This window comes from Lichenihabitans sp. Uapishka_5 (genome assembly GCF_033947565.1).
In the GTDB taxonomy this organism is placed as follows: Bacteria; Pseudomonadota; Alphaproteobacteria; order Rhizobiales; family Beijerinckiaceae; genus Lichenihabitans.
This window is the reverse complement of sequence record NZ_JARPVX010000068.1, coordinates 1-21,265: the sequence shown is the minus strand read 5'-3', so window position 1 is coordinate 21,265 and position 21,265 is coordinate 1. Positions and strand designations below refer to the sequence as shown.

The following is a 21,265-nucleotide window of genomic DNA, read 5'->3' as shown; positions in this document are numbered from 1 at the left end:
ACCGAGAACTACACTCTCTCCGTCGTCGGCAGCGTCAGATGTGTATAAGAGACAGCGTGTCGGCCGTGGTGCCGGTGCTGATGTTGAAATAAAGCCCGGTGCCATCATCCTGCATGGCGTCGAAAAACACGCCGAGGCCGCCGTCGCCTGCATCCATGAGGATCGACCAGCCGGAAAAAAACTGGCTGACCAGCGTTTCGCCGGCGAGGCTGGCGATCGTAAAGGTGCCGCTGCCGGTCCAAAGGTCGTCGTCATAGGTCAGCTGGCCGAACAAGCTGTCGGTCGCCACCGTGCTGCCCGACCCATCCGCGATCAAGGGGATCGACACGTCGTAGGTGATCGGGGTCGCCCTGGCGGGAGCCGCGAAGGCGCCGAACAACGACAGCGCGACGGCGATGATCTTGAAAGATGTCATGGAGGTCAGCCTGATGGATATGACCTCAGCTAACGGCATGAATCTTATTCAATTGCGGATGAATACTATTGACGACCTGTGAATGCGCAGTGTTTGGAGTCAGTAAAAGTCTTTACCTAAAGACATGTTGACATCACGAGGCCGTGAAGTGTCCCGAGATCGTCCGTGGTCCCCCAGTCGCCATCGCGACGCGCCATGGCGCGCCGGCGGCGCACCGCAGCTTCACTCGGCCGCCTGACGATCCCAGCCCGGCTTGCGCGGCCCATCGGCGGCGGCGTCCGACACGGCAGGCCGCTCGTCCGCCTCGCCCACGAAGCGCGAGAAGAGGCGGGTGAGGCCCCGCTGCAGATCGTCAACCAGCAGGAACACGGCCGGCACGAAGATCAGCGACAACAAGGTCGACACCAGCAGCCCGGCGATCACCGCCACCGCCATCGGGGCGCGGAATTCACCCCCGATGCCGAGCGACAGCGCCGACGGCACCATGCCGGCCGCCATCGCGATGGTGGTCATCACGATGGGCCTGGCGCGCTTGCGGCCGGCCTCCTGGATGGCCGTCACGCGATCGACGCCGGCCGCCATCTCGCGCAGTGCGAAATCCACCAGCATGATGGCGTTCTTGGTCACAAGGCCGAGCAGCATCAGAATGCCGATCACCACCGGCATCGAGATCGGCATGTGGCAGAGCAGCAGCCCCAGGATGGCGCCGCCGATCGACAGCGGCAGCGAGAACAGAATCGTAATGGGCTGCAGGAACGAGCCGAACAACAACACCAGCACGCCCGTCACCATCATCAGGCCCACGCCCATGGCCAGCAGGAAGCCCGAGAACACCTCGCCCATGATTTCGGCGTCGCCGGTCTGGCGGATCGTCACGCCGGGCGGCAGGTGGGTGGCGGTGGGGGTCGCCATGGCGGCGTCCACCAGGGCGCCGAGCGCGTCCGACCCCTCCATATTGGCCTCGACCGCCACCCGGACGGCACGGTCGTAGCGGCTGATCGAGCCCGGTCCCTGGGCGAGGCTGAGGTCGGCCACCGCGGCGAGCGGCACCGCGGCACCGTTCTTGGCCGGCACCTTCAGGTTTTCCAGCACGCCGATCTGCCGTCGGTCCGCCTCGGGCAGCATGACGCGGATCGGCACCTGCCGGTTGGGCGCGTTGAACTTCGCCAGGTTGACGTCGGTGTCGCCGATGGTGGCGACCCGCACGGTGTCGGCGATCGTGTCGGTCGAGACGCCGAGGTCGGCGGCGGCATCGGGCTTCGGGCGGATGCGCAGCTCCGTCTGGTTGAGCGGCGCCGTCGACAGCACGCCGACGAGGTGAGGGATCCTGGCCACGTCCTGCTGGAAGCGGCGTGCTACCTCTTCGACCACGGCCTCGTCGGGGCCGGCGACGATCAGGCTCATGTCGCGCTGGCCGCTGTCGCGCAGTGCCCAGGACCGGATGTCGGGCTCGCGCCGCAGGATGGCGGCGATGTCCTTTTCGACCATCTGCTGGTCGCGGGCGCGGTCGGCCTTGGGACTGAGATTGATTGTCAGGCTGGCCAGGCGAACGTCGAGCTTGCTGGGCAGTTGCCGCCCGCCGTCGACGAAGACCGAGGCCACCTCGGGGATGCGGCGGATGGCGCCCGCGAGCCGGTCGGTGGTGCCGATGGTTTCGGCGAGACGCGAGCCTGGCGCGAGTTCGACCACGAAAACCGTGCGGGCCGAATCCTCCTTGGGCAGGAAGCCCGAGGGCAGCAGCTTGGTGGAGGCCAGCGAGGCCGCGAACAGCATGAGCCCGAGCGCCAGCGTCGACCACTTGTGGCGCACCGACCAGCCGACGATCCGCCCATACATCCGCATCACCAGGCCGTCGCGCTCGTCCACGTGGGCATGATGGCGCATGAAATAAGCGGCCAGCAGCGGCGTGATGAGGCGCGCCACCAGAAGCGACATGAAGACCGCGATCGCGATGGTCAGGCCGAACTGGATGAAATATTGCCCCGCGATGCCGCCCATGAAGCTGACGGGCGCGAAGATGGCGATCAGCGTCATGGTGATGGCGATCACGGCCAGGCCGATCTCGTCGGCGCCTTCGAGCGCCGCCCGGTAGGCGGATTTGCCCATCCGCATGTGCCGGACGATGTTTTCGACCTCGACGATGGCGTCGTCGACCAGGATGCCGGTGACGAGCGTGATGGCCAGCAGGCTGACGGCGTTGAGCGTGAACCCGAAGGCGCTCATGGCCCAGAAGGTCGGCATCACCGACAGCGGCAGCGCGATGGCGGCGATCAGGGTGGCGCGCCAGTCCTTCAGGAACACCAGCACCACCAGCACCGCCAGGGCGGCACCCTCGAGCAGCGTGTCCATGGCCGAATGATAGCTGCCCATGGTCTTGGTGACGGCCGAGTCGATCAGCTTCAGCCGCACGTCGGGATGGTCGTGGCGGAAGCCGTCGATCTGTTTGGCGACGCCATCCGCCACTTCGGCATCGCTGGCGCCCGTGGCGCGCGACACCGCCACGGCCACCACCGGCTGCCCGTCGAAGCGCGCAAAGGTGCGCGGTTCCTTCACGGTGTCGGTCACGTCGGCGAGGTCGTCGAGCCGCACCTGGCGACCGCCCGCGATGACGATCGTGGTGGCCCGCAGGCTTTGCAGCGTGTCGGAGGCGCCAAGCGTGCGGATCGACTGCTCGACGCCGCCGATCTCGGCCCGGCCGCCCGACAGGTCGGCCGCCGTCGAGCGCAGCTGCGCGTTGACGGCCGCCGCCGTGACGCCGAGCGCCAGCAGCCGGTCGGGTTTCAGGGTGACGCGGATTTCGCGGTCGACGCCGCCGATGCGCGACACGCCGCCGACGCCCTTGATGCCCTGCAGCTTGCGGATGAGCGTGTCGTCGACGAACCAGGACAGTTCTTCCGGCGTCATGGCGGGCGCCGAGGCCGCATAGGTGATGATCGGCAGGCCCGCGATGACGACGCGGCTGATGATCGGCTCGTCGATCTGCCGCGGCAGGGTGGAGCGAATGCGCGTGACCGCGTCCTTGACGTCGTTGACGGCCCGGTCGGTGTTGGTTTCGAGCCGGAACTCGATCGTGGTGGTGGAGGTGCCCTCGCTGATCGAGGACGAGATGTGCTTGACGTTGTTGACCGCCGCGACCGCATCCTCGACCGGCTTGGCCACCTGCGCCTGCAGCTCGGACGGCGCCGCGCCCGACTGGGTGATGGTGATCGACACGATGGGGATGTCGACGTTCGGCATCTGGGTGACGGGCAGCGTGCGGAAGCTGACGATGCCGAGCACCAGCAGCACCACGAACAACACCACGGACGGGATGGGCTTGCGGATCGCCCAGGCGGAAATGTTGAGGCGCATGGGGGACCTCAGCGAGCGGCGGCTTGCAGCGCCGGATCGGGCGCCACGGGGGTGATGATGTCACCCGATTGCAGGAAGGAGCCGGCGCGGGCCACGATACGTTCGCCGACGTCGAGGCCGCGCGTGACCGCGACCCAATCGCGGTCGACGAGACCGGTCGTGATCGGCCGCGCCTCGACCCTGTTGTCGGCCTTCACCACCAGCACGCTCGGGCCGGCGTCGCCGTAAAGCACCGCCGCCACCGGCACCGCCAGCCCGCGCTCCCGCCGCACCTCCACGGTGCCGCGCGCAAAGGCGCCGATGTGCAGCCGGGGATCGTCGCCGAGGGTGATGCGCAGCTTGCCGAGCCGCGTCAGCTTGTCGACCTCCGGATAGACCACCCGCACCCGGCCCGGCACGGGCGCGCCATCGCCGATCGACACCAGGGCCGGGTCGCCGGCCATCAGCTCGGGCATGCGGGTCTCGATCACGTCGCCCTCGAGCTCGATGGTGCCGTGGCCGATGAGCCGGAACAGCTCCTGGGAGTTCGAGGACCGGATGCCGACCCGCGCCGCACGACGGCTGACGACGCCGTCGACCGGCGCCCGGATGGCGGTCTTGCCAAGCTTGACGGCCAGCTCGCTGGCGAGCGCGCGGTCGTGATCGAGGTCGGCCTGTGCGGCCACGAGGCCGCTCTGGGCGAAGCCGAGCCGGCCCTGGCTCGATTGCGCCGTGGCCACGGCGCCGTCGAGCGCCGCCGCCGTGGTGCTGCCGGACGCCACCAGCGAGCGGGCGCGGTCGAGCGCCAACCGCCCCTGGGTCTGGTCGGCCTGGGCCTGGGTGATGGAGTTCTGCGCCTGCACCACCGCCGCCTGGGCTTTCGCCACCGCGGCCGCCTGCTGCGCCACCTGGGTGTCGAGCATGTCATGGGCGAGGCGGGCCAGCACCTGGCCCTTCTCGACCCGGTCGCCTTCTTCCACCAGCACGTCGGTGACGAGGTTGCCGTCGAGTTCGGGCGACACCAGCACCTCGTCCCGTGGCACCAGCGTGCCGGTGATGACGGCTTCGAGCACCAGCTCGCGATCGGCCACCGGCACCACGGTGACGGCTGGCGGGGATGCTTCGGCGTTCGTGGCGGCCGGCTCGGCGGCCCGTGCGACGGTCGCGAAGCCGAGCGCCGCCATCAGGGCGCAGGCGGGAAGCAGGGGCGAGGTCGCGCGGATCATCGGACGGGTTCCAGGCAGGGGACAGGCGCGGCGCCGCTTGCCGCGGCCATGCTGTTTTCGAGGAAGCGGATCAGCCGCTCGGCGGGCGGCATGGGGTCGTAATCGGCGAACAGCGCCCGGTTGACCGCGATGCCCTGGCATTCCGTGCAGAACCGGTCGGCGAGCTCGGCCGCCGTGCTGTCCGACACCGCACCGGTGGCGGCCAGCACGCCCGCCACCCAGGCCCGATTCTCGGCCTCGAACCGTTCCAGCATGGCCGCGATGGTCGGATTGCGGGTGCCCTCGGCCCACAGCTCGACCAGCAGCATGGCTTTCTGGCGCGGGGCCCGCAGGTGCTGGCGCAACAGGCCGATCAGCATCGGCCATTGTTCCGCGTCCTGGCAGCAAAGGTGTTTCGCGGCCTCGGCCCTGTCGCGCTCCGCCAGCGCCAGAACGACGGCGTCCTTGGACGGGAAATAGCGGTACAGGTTGCCGACGCTCATCCCGGCCATCTTGGCCAGATCCTGCATCGTCGCGCGGTGGAAGCCGTGCAGCACGAAGCAGCGCTCTCCCGCGTCGAGGATCGCGGTGCGTCGCTCGGCCGGGATCTCGGCCCTCGCCGGCGGGGCGGCTTGCGGTGAGTGAACGTTCATTCACTCACCTTGTACGCCGAAGTGAGGCGGAATCGCGATGCTGCGCATGCGTAGGATCGAATGCCGCAGGGCGCGCTCGCCTCGTTGGGCCGGTTAGGCCGGATCGAGGCGCCGGTGGCGGGGCAGCAGCAGCGTGGCGACCAGGAACAACGCCGCTGCCACCAGGAACGGGGCACCGACAAACTGCACGGGGAAGCGGCCGTTGGTGCAGAGCGCGAAGACCCCGGTCATCAACGGCGGCCCGGCCACCGAACCGAGGGCCTGCAGGCTCGCGACGGCGCCCTGCAGTTCGCCCTGGGCATCGGCCTCGACCTCGTGCGACATCAAGGCCGAAACGGACGGCATCGCCAGGCCCTGGAAGCCGCCGGCCACGATCAGGCCGTAGATCATCCAGCCCTCCGTCGCGAAGGCGTAGCCGAGCGCCGTCAGCATCGCCACCGCCAGGCTCGCGAAGGCGGCGCGTCGCTCGCCCATGCGGCGGATCGACGGCCCGATCAACAGACCCTGGAACACGGCCGACACGATGCCGAAAAAGGCGAGCGACAGGCCGATCTGCGTCGCGTCCCAGCGGTAGCGCTCGATGGCCGCAAAGGCCCAGACGGCGGGGTAGACGGCCTGGGCCAGGAAGGTGAGGAAGATCGCCAGGGCCCAGCGGGTCATGTGCGGATGGGTGCGCAGCACCTGCATGGCCGCAAGCGGGTTGGCGCGGCGGACATCGAAGCGCCGCCGCGTTTCGCGCGGCAGGGATTCGGGCAGCACGAACAACGCCACCACGAAATTCAACAGTGAACATCCCGCCGCCACGAAGAACGGCATGCGCGGCTCGAAATGCCCCAACAGGCCGCCGATCACCGGGCCGAGCACGAAGCCGATCCCGAAGGCGGCGCCCAGCACCCCGAAGGCGCGGGCGCGGTCGGCCGGCGGCGTCACATCGGTCACATAGGCGCAGGCCGTGGTGTAGGAAGCGCCGCAAAGCCCGGCCAGCAGCCGTCCGACGAACAGCCAGCCGACCGTCGGCGCAAAGGCCGTCACCAGATAGTCGACGCCGAGCCCGAGGATCGACAGCAACAGCACGGGGCGACGTCCGTAGGCATCCGACAGATTGCCGATCAGCGGGCCGCACAGGAACTGGGTGGCCGAATAGGCCATGAACAGCCAGCCGCCGATCACGGACGCATTGGAGATCCCCTCACCGGCGAGGCGCGCGATCAGCGATGGCAGCACCGGCACGATAATGCCGATGCCCATCATGTCGAGCAGCACGGTGACGAAGATGATGGCGAGGGCACGCCCCCCGGACCATCGCAGCATAGCGGACGTGCTCCCTGTTCGGGAGCAAGCCCCCTCTGGTTGATGCAGCCTTAGGCGGCCGGGCTCTTGTCGGGCAAGCCCGAGCTGTCGGGCAAGCCCGCACCGTCGGGCAAGCTCGACCTGTCGGGCAGGCCCGCAAAGGCGAGGCTCGGCTCCCAGCGCAGGCCGCGCGCGGCCAGGAACGCCGTCAGCGGCGGTCCGGGCGGCGTATTGCTGGTCAGCAGCACCGGAGCAGGGCCCGTGGGCGGCAGGTCGGCCGGCATCGGCTTCCGCTCGTCGAGCAGGCGGCCGACGCGCCGCGCGATCGCGGGGGCCGGGTCGATCCAGGTGACGGGCCAGGGCGCCACGGCCTCGAGCCGCGACAGAACCAGGGGATAATGGGTGCAGGCCAGCACCACGGTATCGGTGCGCCGGCCCTCCCGCTCCACGAAGGCGGGGGCGATCTCGGCCCGCAGGTCTTCGTCGACGACGGGCTCGGCCCGCATGACGCGCTCGGCCAGGGTGGCGAGGCGGCGCGCCCCCACCAGCGTCACGCTGCAGCCGGCCGCATAAGCGTCGATCAGCGTATGGGTGTAGTCGCGCGCCACCGTGCCGGGGGTCGCCAGCACGCTGATGAGGCCGGACCGCGATGCTGCGGCGGCCGGCTTGATGGCCGGCACGGTGCCCACGAAGGCGACGTCGGGCCAGCGCGCCCGGAGCTGCGGCAGCACCAGGGTGGAAACCGTGTTGCAGGCGATCACCACGATTTCGGGCCGGTGGGCGGCGATCAGCGCCGCCATCACGGCTTCGACGCGGACCAGCACCGCGGCCTCGCCGAGGCCGCCATAGGGAAACACCGCGTCGTCGGCCACATAGATCAGCGCCGCCGCCCCGGCGATGCGGCGCACCGCGGGAAACACGGTCAACCCGCCGAGACCGGAATCGAACACAACGATCCGGGCCGGCCGGGTCATCGCCGTCGAAGGGGGCAGCGGAAACCGCTGCTTCGCGCCTGCCACGAGATCAAACACCATGCACCTGCTTTACGGCCCGGGAGGCCATTACAGCAAGCCGGTGCTTAACGGCGGGTTTTCGCCGCCGTTAGTTTGGTTGACGCGCCACATGCCTGAAACCCAGGATCACGACGGCATGTGGGTCCGCTCTGTAGAATACGAAATAAGGAAATGGGGCGATCAGAAGTCGCCTTACGTGAGGCCGATCGGTCAATCGCCCGGCAAGGGGGATGGGTGGCCAGCATCTCGAAGGCCGCAACGAGGCGCGTCCTCACCCGAGACGCACCCAGCGACGACCGCACGAAGAGCGATGCGAGAGCTTGGTCGATTTGGCCGGCCGCCCTGCGTGTGACGTGGACGTTCAACCGCCGTATTTCGCCCAAAGGGCCTGCATGTCCGCGACCGAAGCGAAATCGCCGCGCTGAGCTTCGACCTCGGCTTCCGCGATCTCGGCCGCCTCCGCCGTTGTCAGCTGCACGGGCGTAGCGTCGTTTTCTTCGGCATAAGCCAGCAGCATGGAAGCCAGATCGTCCTGCGCCCTCAAGGGAAGGGTTCGGACCTTCGCGATCGCCCGGTCCAACAGTTCCGTCATCGTGGGCTTCCTTCTAGTCGGCAGGCTGGTGGCGCGACGACGTCACGGTCTGGATCACCTCGAAGCCTTCGAATTCGGGATGGCCGAGATACATCGGCTTGCTGCTGCCGGCGCCGCGATGGGCGGCGCGGAACTGCTCCGAATTGGTCCAATCGGTGAAAACCCGGCGGTCGGCCCAGATCGTGTGGGACGAATACAGCACGTGGTCGTCGCGCTCCGGCCCCTTCAGCATGTGGAACTCGACGAAGCCCGGCACCTTGTCGAGATGCGATTCCCGGTTGAGCCACAGCGCCTCGAAGGTCGCCTCCTCACCCTTGATGACCTTGAAGCGGTTCATGGCGATGAACATCGGAACACCTTTCTGCAGGCCATCATCCTAGCCTGGGCCTGGCCGGCCGTCAGGCCCCGTCGCGGGCCGAGAGCGCAAAGGTCGCGCGCCAGTGGCGGCCGTCCGCGTGGGACGGCGCGGGAAAAGCGCCACACCGGCCAGAAAAGCCTTGCATCGATCGAAGGAACCGAAAGCGGTTTAACTGAAATTAACCAATGACGCTCCTTAGTGTCGGCCGAACCCCAAGGGACACGTCATGGACAAGGCCGACCCCAATACCCGCATCCTCCTGGCCGAAGACGACAACGACATGCGTCGTTTTCTGGTCAAGGCGCTGCAGAATGCCGGCTTTACCGTGGCGTCCTTCGACAACGGCCTGTCGGCCTATCATCGCTTGCGCGAAGAGCCTTTCGAGCTGTTGTTGACCGACATCGTGATGCCCGAGATGGACGGCATCGAGCTGGCTCGTCGCGCCACCGAGCTCGATCCCGACATCAAGGTGATGTTCATCACGGGCTTCGCGGCCGTGGCGCTCAACCCTGACAACAACGCCCCGCGCGATGCCAAGATCCTGTCGAAGCCCTTCCACCTGAAGGACCTCGTCGGCGAGGTGCAGCGGCTTCTGGCCGCCTGAGCCGACGCGCGGGTTCTTCCGGGGGCCGTGACTTTCCGCTAAGGCTGCGGCTTCATCCCGGGAGCCTCGCCGATGTCGGACCAGCCGCGCCTTCGCATTCTTCTCGTCGGCGCTTCGGGCGTCCTCGGGCAGGCCGTCGATGCGGCCCTGAGCCCACGTCACGAGGTGATCCGGGCCGGCTCGAAGACCGGTGCGCTCCAGATCGACATCGCCGACCCGGCCAGCATCCTTCGGGGCTTCGAGGCGGCCGGCCCGCTCGATGCGGTCTGCTGCACGGCCGGCACCACGAACTTCCCTGCCTTGGCGAAGGTCATGCCGCGACCGCTGGCTGATTCAGCCTATGGGCTCGGCCTCACCAACAAGCTGATGGGGCAGGTCAATCTGGCCTTGGCGGCCCGCGCCACGCTGCGGGACGGCGGCTCGATCACGCTGATCTCGGGCATCCTGGCCGACCATCCGATTCCGGGTGGATCGGGCGCCGCGATGGTTAATGGCGCCCTCGAAAGCTTCGTCCGCGCCGCCGCCTGCGAACTGCCGCGCGGCCTGCGGCTCAACCTCGTCAGCCCGACGGTCTTTGCCGAGTCGATGGACAGCTACGGCGCCTTCTTCCGCGGCTACCCGCCGGTGCCGGTCGCGGCGGCTGCCCTCGCCTATTGCCGCAGCGTCGAAGGCATCGGTACCGGGCAGGTGTTCAAGGTCGGCTATTGAGACGACCCGTGCCCCCGCGTTCCATGCCGACCGTTCTGGTCCTCGCTGCCGCGCTGGTGGGCGCCACCGTGCTGGCCGCGTTGGTGTTCGGTCTCCTGCCGGGCATCGACCTCGCGGTGGCGGGGCTGTTCTACCGCGGGAGCACGCATTTCGTCGGCGATGCGCCGCTCGGCAGCGCGGTTCGCAAGCTGTTTTATTGGGTGCCGACCGGTGTTCTGTTGGGAATGGTCGGCCTTTATGCGCTTCGCCGCTTCGGGCAGGGCGGCCTGTGGGCTCCCTCGGGGCGGGGCGTGCTGTTCCTCGTGATCAGCTTCGCGATCGGCCCGGGTTTGATCGCCAACACCTTGTTGAAGGACCATTCGCACCGCCCGCGCCCTTATCAGACAACGGATTTCGGCGGCGACGAGCCCTTCCGACCCTTCTACCGCTTCGATGGCGCTTGCCGGCGCAATTGTTCCTTCGTGTCGGGGGAAGGCGCCACCAGCGCCTGGACGCTTGGCGCTGCGCTGCTGGTGCCGCCACCCTGGCGGGCGGTCGCCATCGCGGCCTCCCTCGCGTTCGCGCTCGCCTCGGGCGGGCTGCGCATGGCCTTCGGCGGCCATTATTTCAGCGATGCGGTCTTCGCCGTGGTGTTCAGTTGGTGGGTGTTGTGGGCCGCGTGGCTCGTCTTCAGGCCGCGTCGCCCGGCTGTTCTGCCGGGCCGGGACGCGCCCTGAGGATCACGCGGCCATGAGCCCCCAGCCATAGGTGCCGACAACGCGCTGCGGATGGCCGCCCTGACGTCGGTCAACTCGGCGGTCGCCAGTGCGTAGGTGCTGGGCACCGGGGATCATGTGCAGAAACGGAACGGCAACGCCGCAGACATTACCCAAGCCGATCCGACGGAGCCTCGCCCGCCGGATGGGCCGGCGCCGAGTGTCCCTGGCCGATCTGGGCCAGCACCAGGCTTGCGAACAGCAGCCCGCAGCCGAGCCATCCGGCGGGTGGCAGCCGTTCTCCGAGCAGCAGCACGGCCAGCAGCGCCGCGAACAACGATTCGCTCATCAGGATCACGGCGGCGACGCTGGGCGCCGTACCGCGCTGGCCGACCGCCTGCAGCATGAAGGCGATGCCGCCCGACATGACGCCGGCGAACAGCAGCGCGGGGGTGATGGCCGGAAGTGCCTGCACCGACAGCGTTTCCAGGCTGAGCGCGGCCGGAAGCGTCAGCCCGGCGCAGATCAGCGATTGAACCAGCACGGCGGTTCCGGGCCGGCCCGTGCGCCGGACCACGTGGTCGACCAGCAGGATCTGCGCCGCGAAGCCGAGCGCGCAGCCGACCGCAAGGCCGTCGCCGCCATTCAGCCCGGCAAGCCCGCCGCCGATCAACCAGGTTCCGCCGAGCGCCATGCTGGCGGCCAACAGCACCAGCCCATGCGGCCCCTGCCGCAGCAGCGCGGCCCCGAGCAGCGGCACGAACAGCACGTAGAGCCCGGTCAGGAACCCGACATGGGTGACGCTGGTGCGGGTGATGGCGAATTGCTGCAGCAGGGACGCGGCCGTGAATGCGACGCCCATGGCCAACAGCGCCATGCCGTCATGCCGATCGAAGCGGCGGCCGGCAGAGCGGCGCTCGGCCAGGACGAGCGGCAGCATCGCGGCGGCCGCGAGGCCGAAGCGCAGCACCGTGAACCACAGCGGCCCCACCCCCCGCATGGCGTCCGCCTGGGCGATGAAGCCGCCGCCCCAGATCGCGGCGGCGCCCAGCAGGGCGGCATTGGCACCGAAGCGGGACATGCCGGACGCGGTAGCCCCGGGCCTCAGTCGCCGATCTTGCTGCCCGTCGCGTCCTTCTGCAGCGCCACCAGTTGCGCGATGCCGGTCTTGGCCTGCGCCAGCATGGCGGCGAGCTGATCTTCGGTGAAGGGTGCGCCTTCGGCCGTCGCCTGCACCTCGACGAGGCCACCGCGGCCGGTGAGCACGAAATTCGCGTCGGTTTCGGCGGCCGAGTCTTCCTGGTAGTCGAGGTCCAGCACCGCCGCGCCCTTGACGATGCCGCAGGACACCGCCGCCACGTGGTCGCGCAGCGGGATCTCCTTGACGATGGAGCGCTGGCGCATCCAGGCGAGGCAATCGTGCAGCGCCACCCAGGCGCCCGTGATGGCGGCCGTGCGCGTGCCGCCATCGGCCTGGAGCACGTCGCAATCGATGCTGATCTGCCGCTCGCCCATCGCCGAAAGGTCGACCACGGCCCGCAAGCTGCGCCCGATCAGGCGCTGGATCTCCTGGGTGCGGCCGGACGGCTTGCCGGACGTCGACTCGCGCCGGGTGCGGGTCAGGGTGGCGCGGGGCAGCATGGCATATTCGGCCGTGATCCAGCCGCGGCCCTGGCCGCGCAACCACGGCGGCGGCTTGTCTTCGAGCGTCGCCGTGCAAAGCACGTGCGTGTCGCCGAACTTCACCAGGCACGAGCCTTCGGCATAGCGCGCGACGGCACGCTCGAGGGTGACGGATCGCATGGCATCGGCGGCACGCTTGGACGGTCGCATGGGGTCTCCTTGGTGGTTTTCGCTGTAGGCGGGAACGCCCGCGCCCGCAACCTCGGGCGGGTGCGCAGGCCGAACCGGGTGGTTCGGATTGGCACAGGCTCCCTTTACGCGGCGCAACGGAACTAAAACCCGGCCTGGATGATTTGGATCTCGAAAGACCTGCACTTGAGCCTCCGTCGAGCCCTGCTTGACGGAGGTATTTTTTTGGCCGCGTGGGAGCCTTGTGTGCCTGGCTGAAATCTTCTTCAGGCGCTGAGCAAAACGAGCCTTCCGTTTTCGTCGACCCGGACTATTGTGACGGCCGAGGGGTTTTCACCGCATGGCCAGCACGCTTTCCCGTTCAGCCTACGCCAACATGTTCGGCCCGACGGTGGGCGATCGCGTCCGCCTCGCCGACACCGAATTGTTCATCGGCATCGAGCGTGACTTCACCACCTACGGCAACGAGGTGAAGTTCGGCGGCGGCAAGGTGATCCGCGACGGCATGGGGCAGTCGCAAGCCTCGCGGGCCGAAGGTGCGGTCGACACGGTCATCACCAACGCGGTGATCCTCGACCATTGGGGCATCGTGAAGGGCGACGTCGGGCTCAGGGACGGTCGTATCGCGGCGATCGGCAAGGCCGGCAACCCGGAGATCCAGCCTGGCGTCGACATCATCATCGGGCCGGGCACGGAGGTCATCGCCGGCGAAGGCAAGATCCTCACGGCCGGCGGCTTCGATACCCACATCCATTTCATCTGCCCGCAGCAGATCGAGGAAGCGCTGATGTCGGGCGTCACCTCCATGCTGGGCGGCGGCACGGGGCCCGCGACCGGCACCTTCGCCACTACCTGCACGCCCGGGCCCTGGCACATCGCCCGCATGATCGAGGCGGCCGACGCCTTTCCGATGAACCTCGGTTTTGCCGGTAAGGGCAATGCCTCGACGCCGCGTGGCCTCGTCGAACAGGTCGAGGCCGGCGCCTGCGCGCTGAAGCTGCACGAAGACTGGGGCACCACGCCGGCCGCCATCGACAACTGCCTGTCGGTCGCCGACGACCACGACATCCAGGTGATGATTCACACCGACACGCTGAACGAGTCGGGCTTCGTCGAGGACACCATCAAGGCCTTCAAGGGCCGCACCATTCACGCCTTCCACACCGAGGGTGCGGGCGGCGGCCATGCGCCCGATATCATCTCGGTGGCGGGGCTCGACAACGTGCTGCCGTCTTCCACCAACCCGACGCGGCCCTTCACGGTCAACACGCTCGACGAACACCTCGACATGCTGATGGTGTGCCATCACCTCGATTCGTCGATCCCCGAAGACCTCGCCTTCGCGGAATCCCGCATTCGCAAGGAAACCATCGCGGCCGAGGACATCCTGCACGATATCGGTGCGCTCTCGATGATGTCGTCCGACAGCCAGGCCATGGGCCGGGTCGGCGAGGTCATCATCCGCACCTGGCAGACGGCCGACAAGATGAAGCGCCAGCGCGGTCCCTTGGCCGGGGAGCGGGACGGCACCGACAACCTCCGGGTGAAGCGCTACATCGCCAAATACACCATCAACCCGGCGATCGCGCATGGCGTGTCGAAGCACATCGGTTCGATCGAGCCCGGTAAGCTCGCTGACCTCGTCTTGTGGTCGCCTGCCTTCTTCGGCGTGAAACCCGACCTGATTATCAAGGGCGGCGCCATTGCGGCCGCCCCGATGGGCGACCCGAACGCCTCCATCCCGACCCCGCAACCGATGCATTACCGCCCGATGTTCGGCGCCTTCGGGCGGGCCGTCGCGGCAACAAGCCTGACCTTTGTGTCGCGGCAAGCCGTTGCGGCCGGGCTCGCGGAGCGGCTGCGCGTCACGAAGCCTCTGGTGGCGGTCGAGAACACGCGCGGAAGCTTGCGCAAGTCGAGCATGATTCACAACGACGCAACTCCGGCGATCGACGTCGATCCGGAAACCTACATGGTCAAGGCGGACGGAGTGCATCTCACCTGCGAGCCGGCCAGCGTGCTGCCCATGGCGCAGCGTTTCTTTCTGTTTTGACTGGCGTCTCTGACATAAGGAAATGTTAAAAAATCATTGCTCTATGTCATATTCGGCAGTAAATTTTGGGTGTTGCCAAGGTCAGTCGGCATTTGCTGCGGCGACTTTGCATTTAGAATCGATAAATCGCTTTAGAATATTCGTGCAATCATTATGCAGCCGCCTCGATGGGGCGCTGCTCGAACGTGGGGCTCAGCACCAGCCATGCGGGTGGATGTCATCGAAGAGCGAATTCAGGCCAAGCGCGACGTGAGCGAAAAAACAGCCATTCTGCAGCGCCTCGCACGTATCGAAGGCCAGGTCCGAGGTTTGCGGCAGATGGCCGAAGGCGATCGTGGCACGGTGGAGCAGATCCAGCAGGTGAACGCCGTCATCGCAGCCTTGCGGGAGGTGGCGTTGCTGTCGATCTCGCAGGAAGTGAAGGGGCAAGTCGCCGGCATGGCCGGCGTGCCGGCCGACAACGCCGACCTGCAGCGCCTCGTCGATCTTCTGCGAAGCACTTTCCGGATCGTCTGAGGTCTGGCGCTCCGCGCGACCGCCCGATACAAGCGCCGACGCCACGTCGCGTTCCGGTCGAATGGGTTTCGAAAACCATGAATGAGCATGCTGGATCGTCGGGCCAGGACATGCCCGTTCGGGCGATCCGGGTTGTGACGCCGGGCGGCGCCGCCTGCCACGATGCCGTCGTGCTGGATTTCGACGATCGCCATCGCCGCCGCCTTGCCCTGAAGGGCACGCGCGGCATCGCCTTTCTGCTCGACCTGCCGCAGGCGGTGCTGCTGCGCGGCGGGGACGTGCTGGAACTGGAAGACGGACGCCGGATCGAGGTGGTGGCGGCTCCCGAGCCGATGGTCGAGGTGCGGGCCGCCAGCGTCGAGGCCCTGGCGCGTCTCGCCTGGCACCTCGGCAACCGTCACCTGCCGGTTGAGATCCGGCCGAACGCGCTGCGCATCCGCCGCGACCACGTCATCGAGGCGATGCTGGAAGGCCTCGGCGCTCGTCTGCGGACCATCGAGGCGCCGTTCAACCCGGAAGGCGGCGCTTATGCGTCGAGCCATGCGACCGGCACGCAGGCCCATGATCATGGCCATGGCGCGCACCATCACGCCCACCCGCATTGATGGCCGATGAAGCGCTGCTGCGGCTGCTGAGCTGGACGTCGCCGTCCTTTCCGGTCGGCGCCTTCACCTATTCGCACGGCCTGGAAACCGCGGCCGACGAGGGTCGCATCGCCGATGCCGCCACATTGGCGGACTGGCTCGACGGGCTGCTGCGCCATGGGGCCGCCCGCAACGATGGCATCCTGGCCGCGGCGGCCTGGCAGGCCCGAGAGGCGGTGGCGTTGGCGAGCCTCAACGACCTGGCCCTGGCGCTGTGCCCGTCGCGGGAGCGACACCTCGAGAGTGCCGGCCAAGGCAAGGCTTTCGCGGCCGCGATCCGGGCTGCCTGGCCCGAAGCCGTGCCGGCCTGGCCGGCCTCGGGCGACCTCGCTTATCCGGTCGCCTACGGCAGCGCCTGCGGCCGGGCCGGCATTCCGCTCGGTGCCGCGCTCGAAGCGCTGGCGCATGGCTTCGTGGCCAACCTCGTGTCGGCGGCCATCCGGCTCGGCGTCGTGGGGCAGACGGGCGGCCTGCGGGTCTTGGCCGGCACGGTGCCGGCCGTGCGCGAGATCGCGGCCTTTGCGGCCACCGCGACGCTTGACGACCTCGGCGGCGCGGCGCAGCAATCCGATGTCGCGGCCCTGCGCCACGAAACGCTGTATTCGAGGTTGTTCCGTTCATGAGCGCATCCCATGGCCCCTTGCGGGTCGGCATCGGCGGCCCCGTCGGCTCGGGCAAGACCGCCCTGATGGAGCTCTTGTGCAAGCGGCTGCGCGGCACGCACGACATCGCGGCCATCACCAACGACATCTACACCCGCGAGGATGCCGAGATCCTGGCGCGCGCCGAAGCGCTGCCGCTCGATCGCATCATGGGGGTCGAGACGGGCGGCTGCCCCCATACGGCGATCCGCGAAGATGCCTCGATCAACCTTGCCGCCATCGACACGATGAACGAGCGCTTTCCCGCTCTCGACCTCATCCTGATCGAATCGGGCGGCGATAACCTGGCCGCCACCTTCTCGCCCGAGCTCGCCGACCTGACCATCTACGTCATCGACGTGTCGGGCGGCGAGAAGATCCCGCGCAAGGGCGGCCCCGGCATCACCCGCTCGGACCTGCTGGTCATCAACAAGACCGACCTCGCCCCCTATGTCGGCGCCTCGCTCGACGTGATGGAGCGCGACACGGTGACCATGCGGCGCGGCAAGCCCTACGTGTTCTCCAACATGAAGTCCGGCGACGGGCTCGAGCGCGTGGTGGACTTCATCGTGGCCAAGGGCGGTCTGGCCCCGGCCGCCTGAGGATGGGGCCGGTGATCGAGACGGAGCGTCTCCTGCTGCGTCCCATCGGGCTCGACGATGTGGCGGACTGCACGGCGCTTTGGGGCGATCCCGCCACGATGGGCTTCATCGGCAACGGCCAGCCGCTGAGCGCCGAGGAGGTCTGGTCCCGCACCCTGCGCCACATCGGCCATTGGCACGCCCTCGGCTACGGCTATTGGGCGGTGCGCGAAACGGCGAACGGCGGCTTCGTGGGCGACGTCGGGTTCCAGACCCTGCGCCGCGCCATCGAGCCAAGCCTCGGCGACCGGCCCGAGATCGGCTGGGTGCTGGCCGCGGCCGCCCAGGGGCGTGGCTTTGCCCGCGAGGCCGTCGCGGGCGTGCTCGATTGGGCCGACGCCCACCTTTCGGCGGATGAAACCTGCTGCATCATCCGGCCGGCGCATGCGCGCTCGATCCGCATCGCCGAGGCCGTGGGCTACCAGCGCACCGGCACGGCCCGCTATGGCGCCGCCAGCATGGAGGTCTTCGCCCGACCCCGGGGCTTTCAATCGCGGCTTCTCATTCCCACATCTTGACCTGTCGTCGAGTTTTGCGGAAACACGGCGGACTGCCGAGGGGAGCCCCGCCAAGGGGCTGAGAGATCGCTGACTGCAACGCGGCGCGATTGACCCTTATCACCTGATCCGGATCATGCCGGCGGAGGGACGGACACCGAGATGCGAAGCGATCCGAAAGCCATTTGCGTCACGAGCGCGCGCCGATGCACGTGACCGTGATCGGCGCCGGCGCGGCGGGGCTCGTGGCCGCAACAGAACTGATGGAGCGCGGCGCCAGCGTGACGGTGCTGGAGCGTGGCCGCGAGATCGGGGCTGGCGCCACCTCCTGGTACGCGGGCGGCATGCTGGCCCCCTGGTGCGAGCGCGAAGGCGCCGACGCTGCCGTGCTGGCGGAAGGCCGCTTGGCGCTCGACTGGTGGCCGAAGCATTTTGCCGGCACGGTGCAGGCCGGAACCCTGGTGGTGACGCCACCCCGTGACGCGGCCGAACTGCAGCGCTTCGCCCGCCGTACCTCGGGCTTTACGACCCTGGATGCCGCTGGCGTCGCGGCCCTCGAACCCGACCTCGAAGGTCGCTTTCGCCAGGGTCTGTTCTTCGCCGACGAAGCCCACCTCGATCCCCGCGCCGCCCTGCGCAGCCTCGCGGTGGGGCTTGTGGCGCACGGTGCCGCCGTGCGGCTCGGCGTTTCGGCCGATGAGGCCGAGGTCGAGGCCGATGCCGTGGTGGATTCCCGCGGGGTCGCGGGGCGCGACAGGCTGCCGGCCCTGCGCGGCGTGCGGGGCGAGATGGTGATGGTGCGCACCACCGACGTGACACTGTCGCGGCCGGTCCGCTTTCTGCACCCGCGCGTTCCGCTCTATATCGTGCCGCGTGGCGACGGCCGCTTCATGGTGGGAGCCACCATGATCGAGAGCGATGCCGCCGGGCCGATGACGGTCCGCTCGGCGCTCGAGTTGCTGAACGCCGCCTATGCGCTGCACCCGGCCTTTGCGGAAGCCGCCATCCTGGAGTTCGGCGCCGGGGTCCGCCCGGCCTATGCCGACAACCTGCCGCGCTTGGTGCGCGACGGCCGCGTGCTGCGCCTGAACGGCATGCACCGCCATGGCTTTCTCCTGTCGCCCTGGCTCGCCCGCCAGGCCGCCGAGGCGCTCTTCCCCATGAGGTCCGCATGACGCTCACCATCAACGGCCAGCCGGCCGACCATGCGGCCGCCACCCTGGCCGAACTGGTCGAGGCGCTCGGCCTCGCGGACGCCAAGGTCGCGACCGCCCTCAACGGCACCTTCGTGCCCGTGCGGACCCGCGCCGCGACGCCCCTCTCGCATGGCGATCGCATCGAGGTCGTCGCACCACGCCAGGGAGGCTGACACCATGGAGTTCTACGGCAAAACGTTCGGCTCGCGCCTGCTGCTCGGCACGGCGCTTTATCCATCCCCCAGCGTGATGGCCGAAGCCGTGCGGGCGTCGGGTGCCGAGATCCTGACGGTGTCGCTGCGCCGGGAAAGCGCCGCCGAGCGCCAGGGGCAGGATTTCTGGACCCTGATCCGCGACACTGGCGCGACCGTGCTGCCCAACACGGCCGGCTGCCATTCGGTGAAGGAGGCCGTCACCACGGCCGAGATGGCCCGCGAACTGTTTGGCACGCCCTGGATCAAGCTCGAGGTGATCGGCGAGGCCGATACCCTGCAGCCCGATGTCTTCGGGCTCGTCGAGGCGGCTCGCATCCTGTGCGCCGACGGGTTCGAGGTGTTCCCCTACACGACCGATGACCTCGTGGTGGCGGAGCGCCTGCTCGAGGCCGGCTGCCAGGTGTTGATGCCCTGGGGCGCACCGATCGGCAGCGGCCGCGGCCTTAACAATCCTTACGCCTTGCGTTCGATGCGGGCGCATTTCCCCGATGTGCCGCTGGTGGTGGATGCCGGCATCGGTCTGCCGTCCCATGCGGCGGCCGCAATGGAGCTTGGCTACGACGCCATCCTGCTCAACACCGCGGTGGCCAAGGCCGGCGATCCGGTCCGCATGGCGGAAGCCTTTGCCAAGGCCATCGCGGCCGGCCGCCTCGGCTTCGAGGCCGATCCGATGGAGATGCGCGACATGGCGGCCCCCTCGACCCCGGTGCTCGGAAAGGCGTTGCTCGCATGATGGCCTATCAGGCGATCGACCCGTTTTATCCCGTCGTGCCGGACGCCGCCTGGGTGGCCCGGCTGGTCGGGGCCGGGGCCCGGCTGATTCAGTTGCGCCACAAGGGCGACGATCCGGCCCTCGTGGCGCGCGAGATCGCGACGGCCCTCGCGGCCTGCGCCGGCACGGGCGCGCAACTCGTGGTCAACGACCATTGGCAGGCCGCCATCGAGGCCGGTGCCAGCTATGTCCACCTCGGCCAGGAGGACCTCGACGGCGCGGATCTGCAGGCCCTGCGTCGGCACGGGCTCAAATTCGGCGTCAGCACGCATGACCATGCCGAACTCGAACGCGGCCTGTCGACCGATCCCGATTACGTGGCGCTCGGGCCCGTCTACCCCACCACCCTCAAGGTGATGCCCTGGGCTCCGCAAGGGCTCGAACGCCTGGGCGAATGGAAGCGCCTCGTCGGCAGCCGGCCCCTCGTGGCGATCGGCGGCATCTCGCTCGAACGGGTGCCGGGCTGCCTCGCGGCCGGTGCCGACTGCGTCGCCGTGGTGAGCGACATCGTGGCCCATCCCGACCCAGAAGCCCGCACAGGCGCCTGGCTGCTGGCCACGCAGAAGGTGGCGTAAGGCTCTGTTATTCCTCATTCCGGGGCGGAGCTGGCCAGGGGCCACGCCTGTGTAGCAGGCGGGGTGGTCAGCGGAGGGGGCGAAGCCGAACCCGGAACCGGTGTGCTTCAACCTGGGTCGCTGAAGCACACCGGTTCCGGATCTCCGCTTCGCTTCGTCCGGAATGAGGGATGACCCTGACCGCTTGGTATCGACCCTGAAGCTTTGCCTCAGTTGGTCATCACCAGCGACCAGAAGGTCTTGTACCGCGTGCCGGGCGCTGATGCTGCCGCGATGCCCATGCGCCGCATCGGCGGGAACAGCAGGTTGTCGTTGTGGTGGGGTGAGCGCTGCCAGCCGCCCAGCGCGGCCGCAAAGCTCGGGTAGCCGGCCGACACGTTTTCTACCGCGGCCCGCCGGTCGGCGCCGTTGGCGGCCAAACGGGCCGGCAGCGCGCCCGCAACTTCGTGGCTGAGCAGGTTCGCGGCCGCCATGGCGTCGGCCTGTCGTTGTGCCACGGCCGTCAGGGCCGGGTCGAGTTCCACCGCCGAAAGCCCGTGCGCCCGGCGGTAGGCCGACACCGCCTGTTCCGCCGTGGCACGGTCGAGCGCCACGGCGCCGATCGGTCCCGAGGGCGCCACCGGCACGGACGCGCATCCGGCTAGCCCGGCCAGCAGCAGACCCACGCCGACCGAGCGAACAAGACGAGGGAGGCGGCGCATCATGGCGTCAGCGGTTGTCCCGATCGGCGCCATTGTGGCTGCGCAACGACACATAGGCCCGCACCGGGCCAAGCTCGGTCGGCAGCCGGACGTCGGCGGTCAGCCGCGCCGTGGCCCCGAGGGCCGAGCGGTCGAGGCC

Annotated in this window: 22 protein-coding genes, 1 pseudogene and 1 riboswitch; of the genes and pseudogenes, 13 read left to right on the top strand and 10 right to left on the bottom strand. The window is 68.6% G+C overall.

Annotated features, from left to right (window positions below; all coding sequences use genetic code 11):
* Positions 1-637 precede the first annotated feature (637 nt).
* From P7D22_RS17815 to P7D22_RS17785, 7 genes are all read right to left on the bottom strand, one after another.
* Entirely contained in the window at positions 638-3,766 is a 3,129-nt protein-coding gene (locus tag P7D22_RS17815) for an efflux RND transporter permease subunit (protein WP_319935597.1), read from the bottom strand.
* 8 nt (positions 3,767-3,774) lie between these two features.
* Entirely contained in the window at positions 3,775-4,971 is a 1,197-nt protein-coding gene (locus P7D22_RS17810) for an efflux RND transporter periplasmic adaptor subunit (protein ID WP_319935596.1), read from the bottom strand.
* Positions 4,968-5,603 (bottom strand): TetR/AcrR family transcriptional regulator, encoded by a 636-nt coding sequence (locus P7D22_RS17805; protein ID WP_319935595.1) that lies wholly within the window; start codon positions 5,601-5,603, stop codon positions 4,968-4,970. Before P7D22_RS17805 ends, P7D22_RS17810 begins: the two co-directional genes overlap by 4 nt.
* A 93-nt stretch (positions 5,604-5,696) precedes the next feature.
* A complete protein-coding gene (locus tag P7D22_RS17800) occupies positions 5,697-6,914 on the bottom strand; it encodes a TCR/Tet family MFS transporter (RefSeq protein WP_319935594.1) in 1,218 nt (405 codons plus the stop codon).
* Between the two features lie 50 nt (positions 6,915-6,964).
* Complete coding sequence (murI, locus tag P7D22_RS17795; protein ID WP_442916108.1) at positions 6,965-7,927, bottom strand: glutamate racemase; 963 nt, start codon at positions 7,925-7,927, stop codon at positions 6,965-6,967.
* A gap of 340 nt (positions 7,928-8,267) precedes the next feature.
* Complete coding sequence (locus P7D22_RS17790) at positions 8,268-8,498, bottom strand: hypothetical protein (RefSeq protein ID WP_319935593.1); 231 nt, start codon at positions 8,496-8,498, stop codon at positions 8,268-8,270.
* A 13-nt stretch (positions 8,499-8,511) separates the two neighbouring features.
* Positions 8,512-8,847: an antibiotic biosynthesis monooxygenase family protein gene (locus P7D22_RS17785; protein ID WP_319935592.1), complete on the bottom strand. Its 336-nt coding sequence runs from the start codon at positions 8,845-8,847 to the stop codon at positions 8,512-8,514.
* A gap of 235 nt (positions 8,848-9,082) precedes the next feature.
* Here P7D22_RS17785 and cpdR point away from each other — a divergent pair, with 235 nt between their 5' ends.
* From cpdR to P7D22_RS17770, 3 genes are all read left to right on the top strand, one after another.
* Positions 9,083-9,460: a cell cycle two-component system response regulator CpdR gene (gene cpdR / locus P7D22_RS17780; RefSeq protein ID WP_319935591.1), complete on the top strand. Its 378-nt coding sequence runs from the start codon at positions 9,083-9,085 to the stop codon at positions 9,458-9,460.
* A gap of 72 nt (positions 9,461-9,532) precedes the next feature.
* Positions 9,533-10,168: a short chain dehydrogenase gene (locus tag P7D22_RS17775; protein ID WP_319935590.1), complete on the top strand. Its 636-nt coding sequence runs from the start codon at positions 9,533-9,535 to the stop codon at positions 10,166-10,168.
* A gap of 8 nt (positions 10,169-10,176) precedes the next feature.
* On the top strand, positions 10,177-10,884 hold the full coding sequence (locus P7D22_RS17770; protein ID WP_319935589.1) for a phosphatase PAP2 family protein: 708 nt from the start codon (positions 10,177-10,179) through the stop codon (positions 10,882-10,884).
* Positions 10,885-11,032: 148 nt separating this feature from the next.
* Here the strand turns inward: P7D22_RS17770 and P7D22_RS17765 are convergent, their stop codons facing one another.
* Positions 11,033-11,944 carry a DMT family transporter gene (locus tag P7D22_RS17765; RefSeq protein WP_319935588.1) on the bottom strand — a complete coding sequence of 304 codons (912 nt, stop codon included), beginning with the start codon at positions 11,942-11,944 and terminating at the stop codon, positions 11,033-11,035.
* 23 nt (positions 11,945-11,967) lie between these two features.
* On the bottom strand, positions 11,968-12,696 hold the full coding sequence (gene rph / locus P7D22_RS17760) for a ribonuclease PH (protein ID WP_319935587.1): 729 nt from the start codon (positions 12,694-12,696) through the stop codon (positions 11,968-11,970).
* Positions 12,697-13,015: 319 nt separating this feature from the next.
* Here rph and ureC point away from each other — a divergent pair, with 319 nt between their 5' ends.
* The 10 genes and pseudogenes from ureC to P7D22_RS17710 all read left to right on the top strand — a co-directional run bounded on the left by ureC (position 13,016) and on the right by P7D22_RS17710 (position 20,425).
* On the top strand, positions 13,016-14,728 hold the full coding sequence (ureC, locus tag P7D22_RS17755) for an urease subunit alpha (protein WP_319935586.1): 1,713 nt from the start codon (positions 13,016-13,018) through the stop codon (positions 14,726-14,728).
* A gap of 204 nt (positions 14,729-14,932) precedes the next feature.
* Positions 14,933-15,244, top strand: coding sequence for a metal-sensitive transcriptional regulator (locus P7D22_RS17750; RefSeq protein ID WP_319935585.1), 312 nt, complete (start codon positions 14,933-14,935; stop codon positions 15,242-15,244).
* Between the two features lie 110 nt (positions 15,245-15,354).
* Positions 15,355-15,846 (top strand): annotated as a pseudogene (gene ureE, locus P7D22_RS17745) (urease accessory protein UreE); the annotation flags it as partial.
* A gap of 2 nt (positions 15,847-15,848) precedes the next feature.
* Positions 15,849-16,511, top strand: coding sequence for an urease accessory protein UreF (locus P7D22_RS17740; RefSeq protein ID WP_319935584.1), 663 nt, complete (start codon positions 15,849-15,851; stop codon positions 16,509-16,511).
* Positions 16,508-17,131, top strand: coding sequence for an urease accessory protein UreG (gene ureG, locus P7D22_RS17735; protein ID WP_319935583.1), 624 nt, complete (start codon positions 16,508-16,510; stop codon positions 17,129-17,131). Before P7D22_RS17740 ends, ureG begins: the two co-directional genes overlap by 4 nt.
* Before the next feature lie 11 nt (positions 17,132-17,142).
* Positions 17,143-17,688: a GNAT family N-acetyltransferase gene (locus P7D22_RS17730; protein ID WP_319935582.1), complete on the top strand. Its 546-nt coding sequence runs from the start codon at positions 17,143-17,145 to the stop codon at positions 17,686-17,688.
* A gap of 28 nt (positions 17,689-17,716) precedes the next feature.
* Positions 17,717-17,835, top strand: a riboswitch (TPP riboswitch).
* A gap of 38 nt (positions 17,836-17,873) precedes the next feature.
* Positions 17,874-18,842 (top strand): FAD-dependent oxidoreductase, encoded by a 969-nt coding sequence (locus P7D22_RS17725; protein WP_319935581.1) that lies wholly within the window; start codon positions 17,874-17,876, stop codon positions 18,840-18,842.
* Positions 18,839-19,036, top strand: coding sequence for a sulfur carrier protein ThiS (gene thiS, locus P7D22_RS17720; protein ID WP_319935580.1), 198 nt, complete (start codon positions 18,839-18,841; stop codon positions 19,034-19,036). Before P7D22_RS17725 ends, thiS begins: the two co-directional genes overlap by 4 nt.
* A gap of 4 nt (positions 19,037-19,040) precedes the next feature.
* Positions 19,041-19,811 carry a thiazole synthase gene (locus P7D22_RS17715; protein WP_319935579.1) on the top strand — a complete coding sequence of 257 codons (771 nt, stop codon included), beginning with the start codon at positions 19,041-19,043 and terminating at the stop codon, positions 19,809-19,811.
* Entirely contained in the window at positions 19,808-20,425 is a 618-nt protein-coding gene (locus P7D22_RS17710) for a thiamine phosphate synthase (RefSeq protein WP_319935578.1), read from the top strand. The genes P7D22_RS17715 and P7D22_RS17710 overlap by 4 nt, the downstream gene beginning before the upstream one ends.
* Before the next feature lie 209 nt (positions 20,426-20,634).
* On the opposite strand, the gene P7D22_RS17705 is transcribed toward P7D22_RS17710, so the two are convergent.
* Positions 20,635-21,129, bottom strand: coding sequence for a CAP domain-containing protein (locus P7D22_RS17705; protein WP_319935577.1), 495 nt, complete (start codon positions 21,127-21,129; stop codon positions 20,635-20,637).
* Positions 21,130-21,265 lie beyond the last annotated feature (136 nt).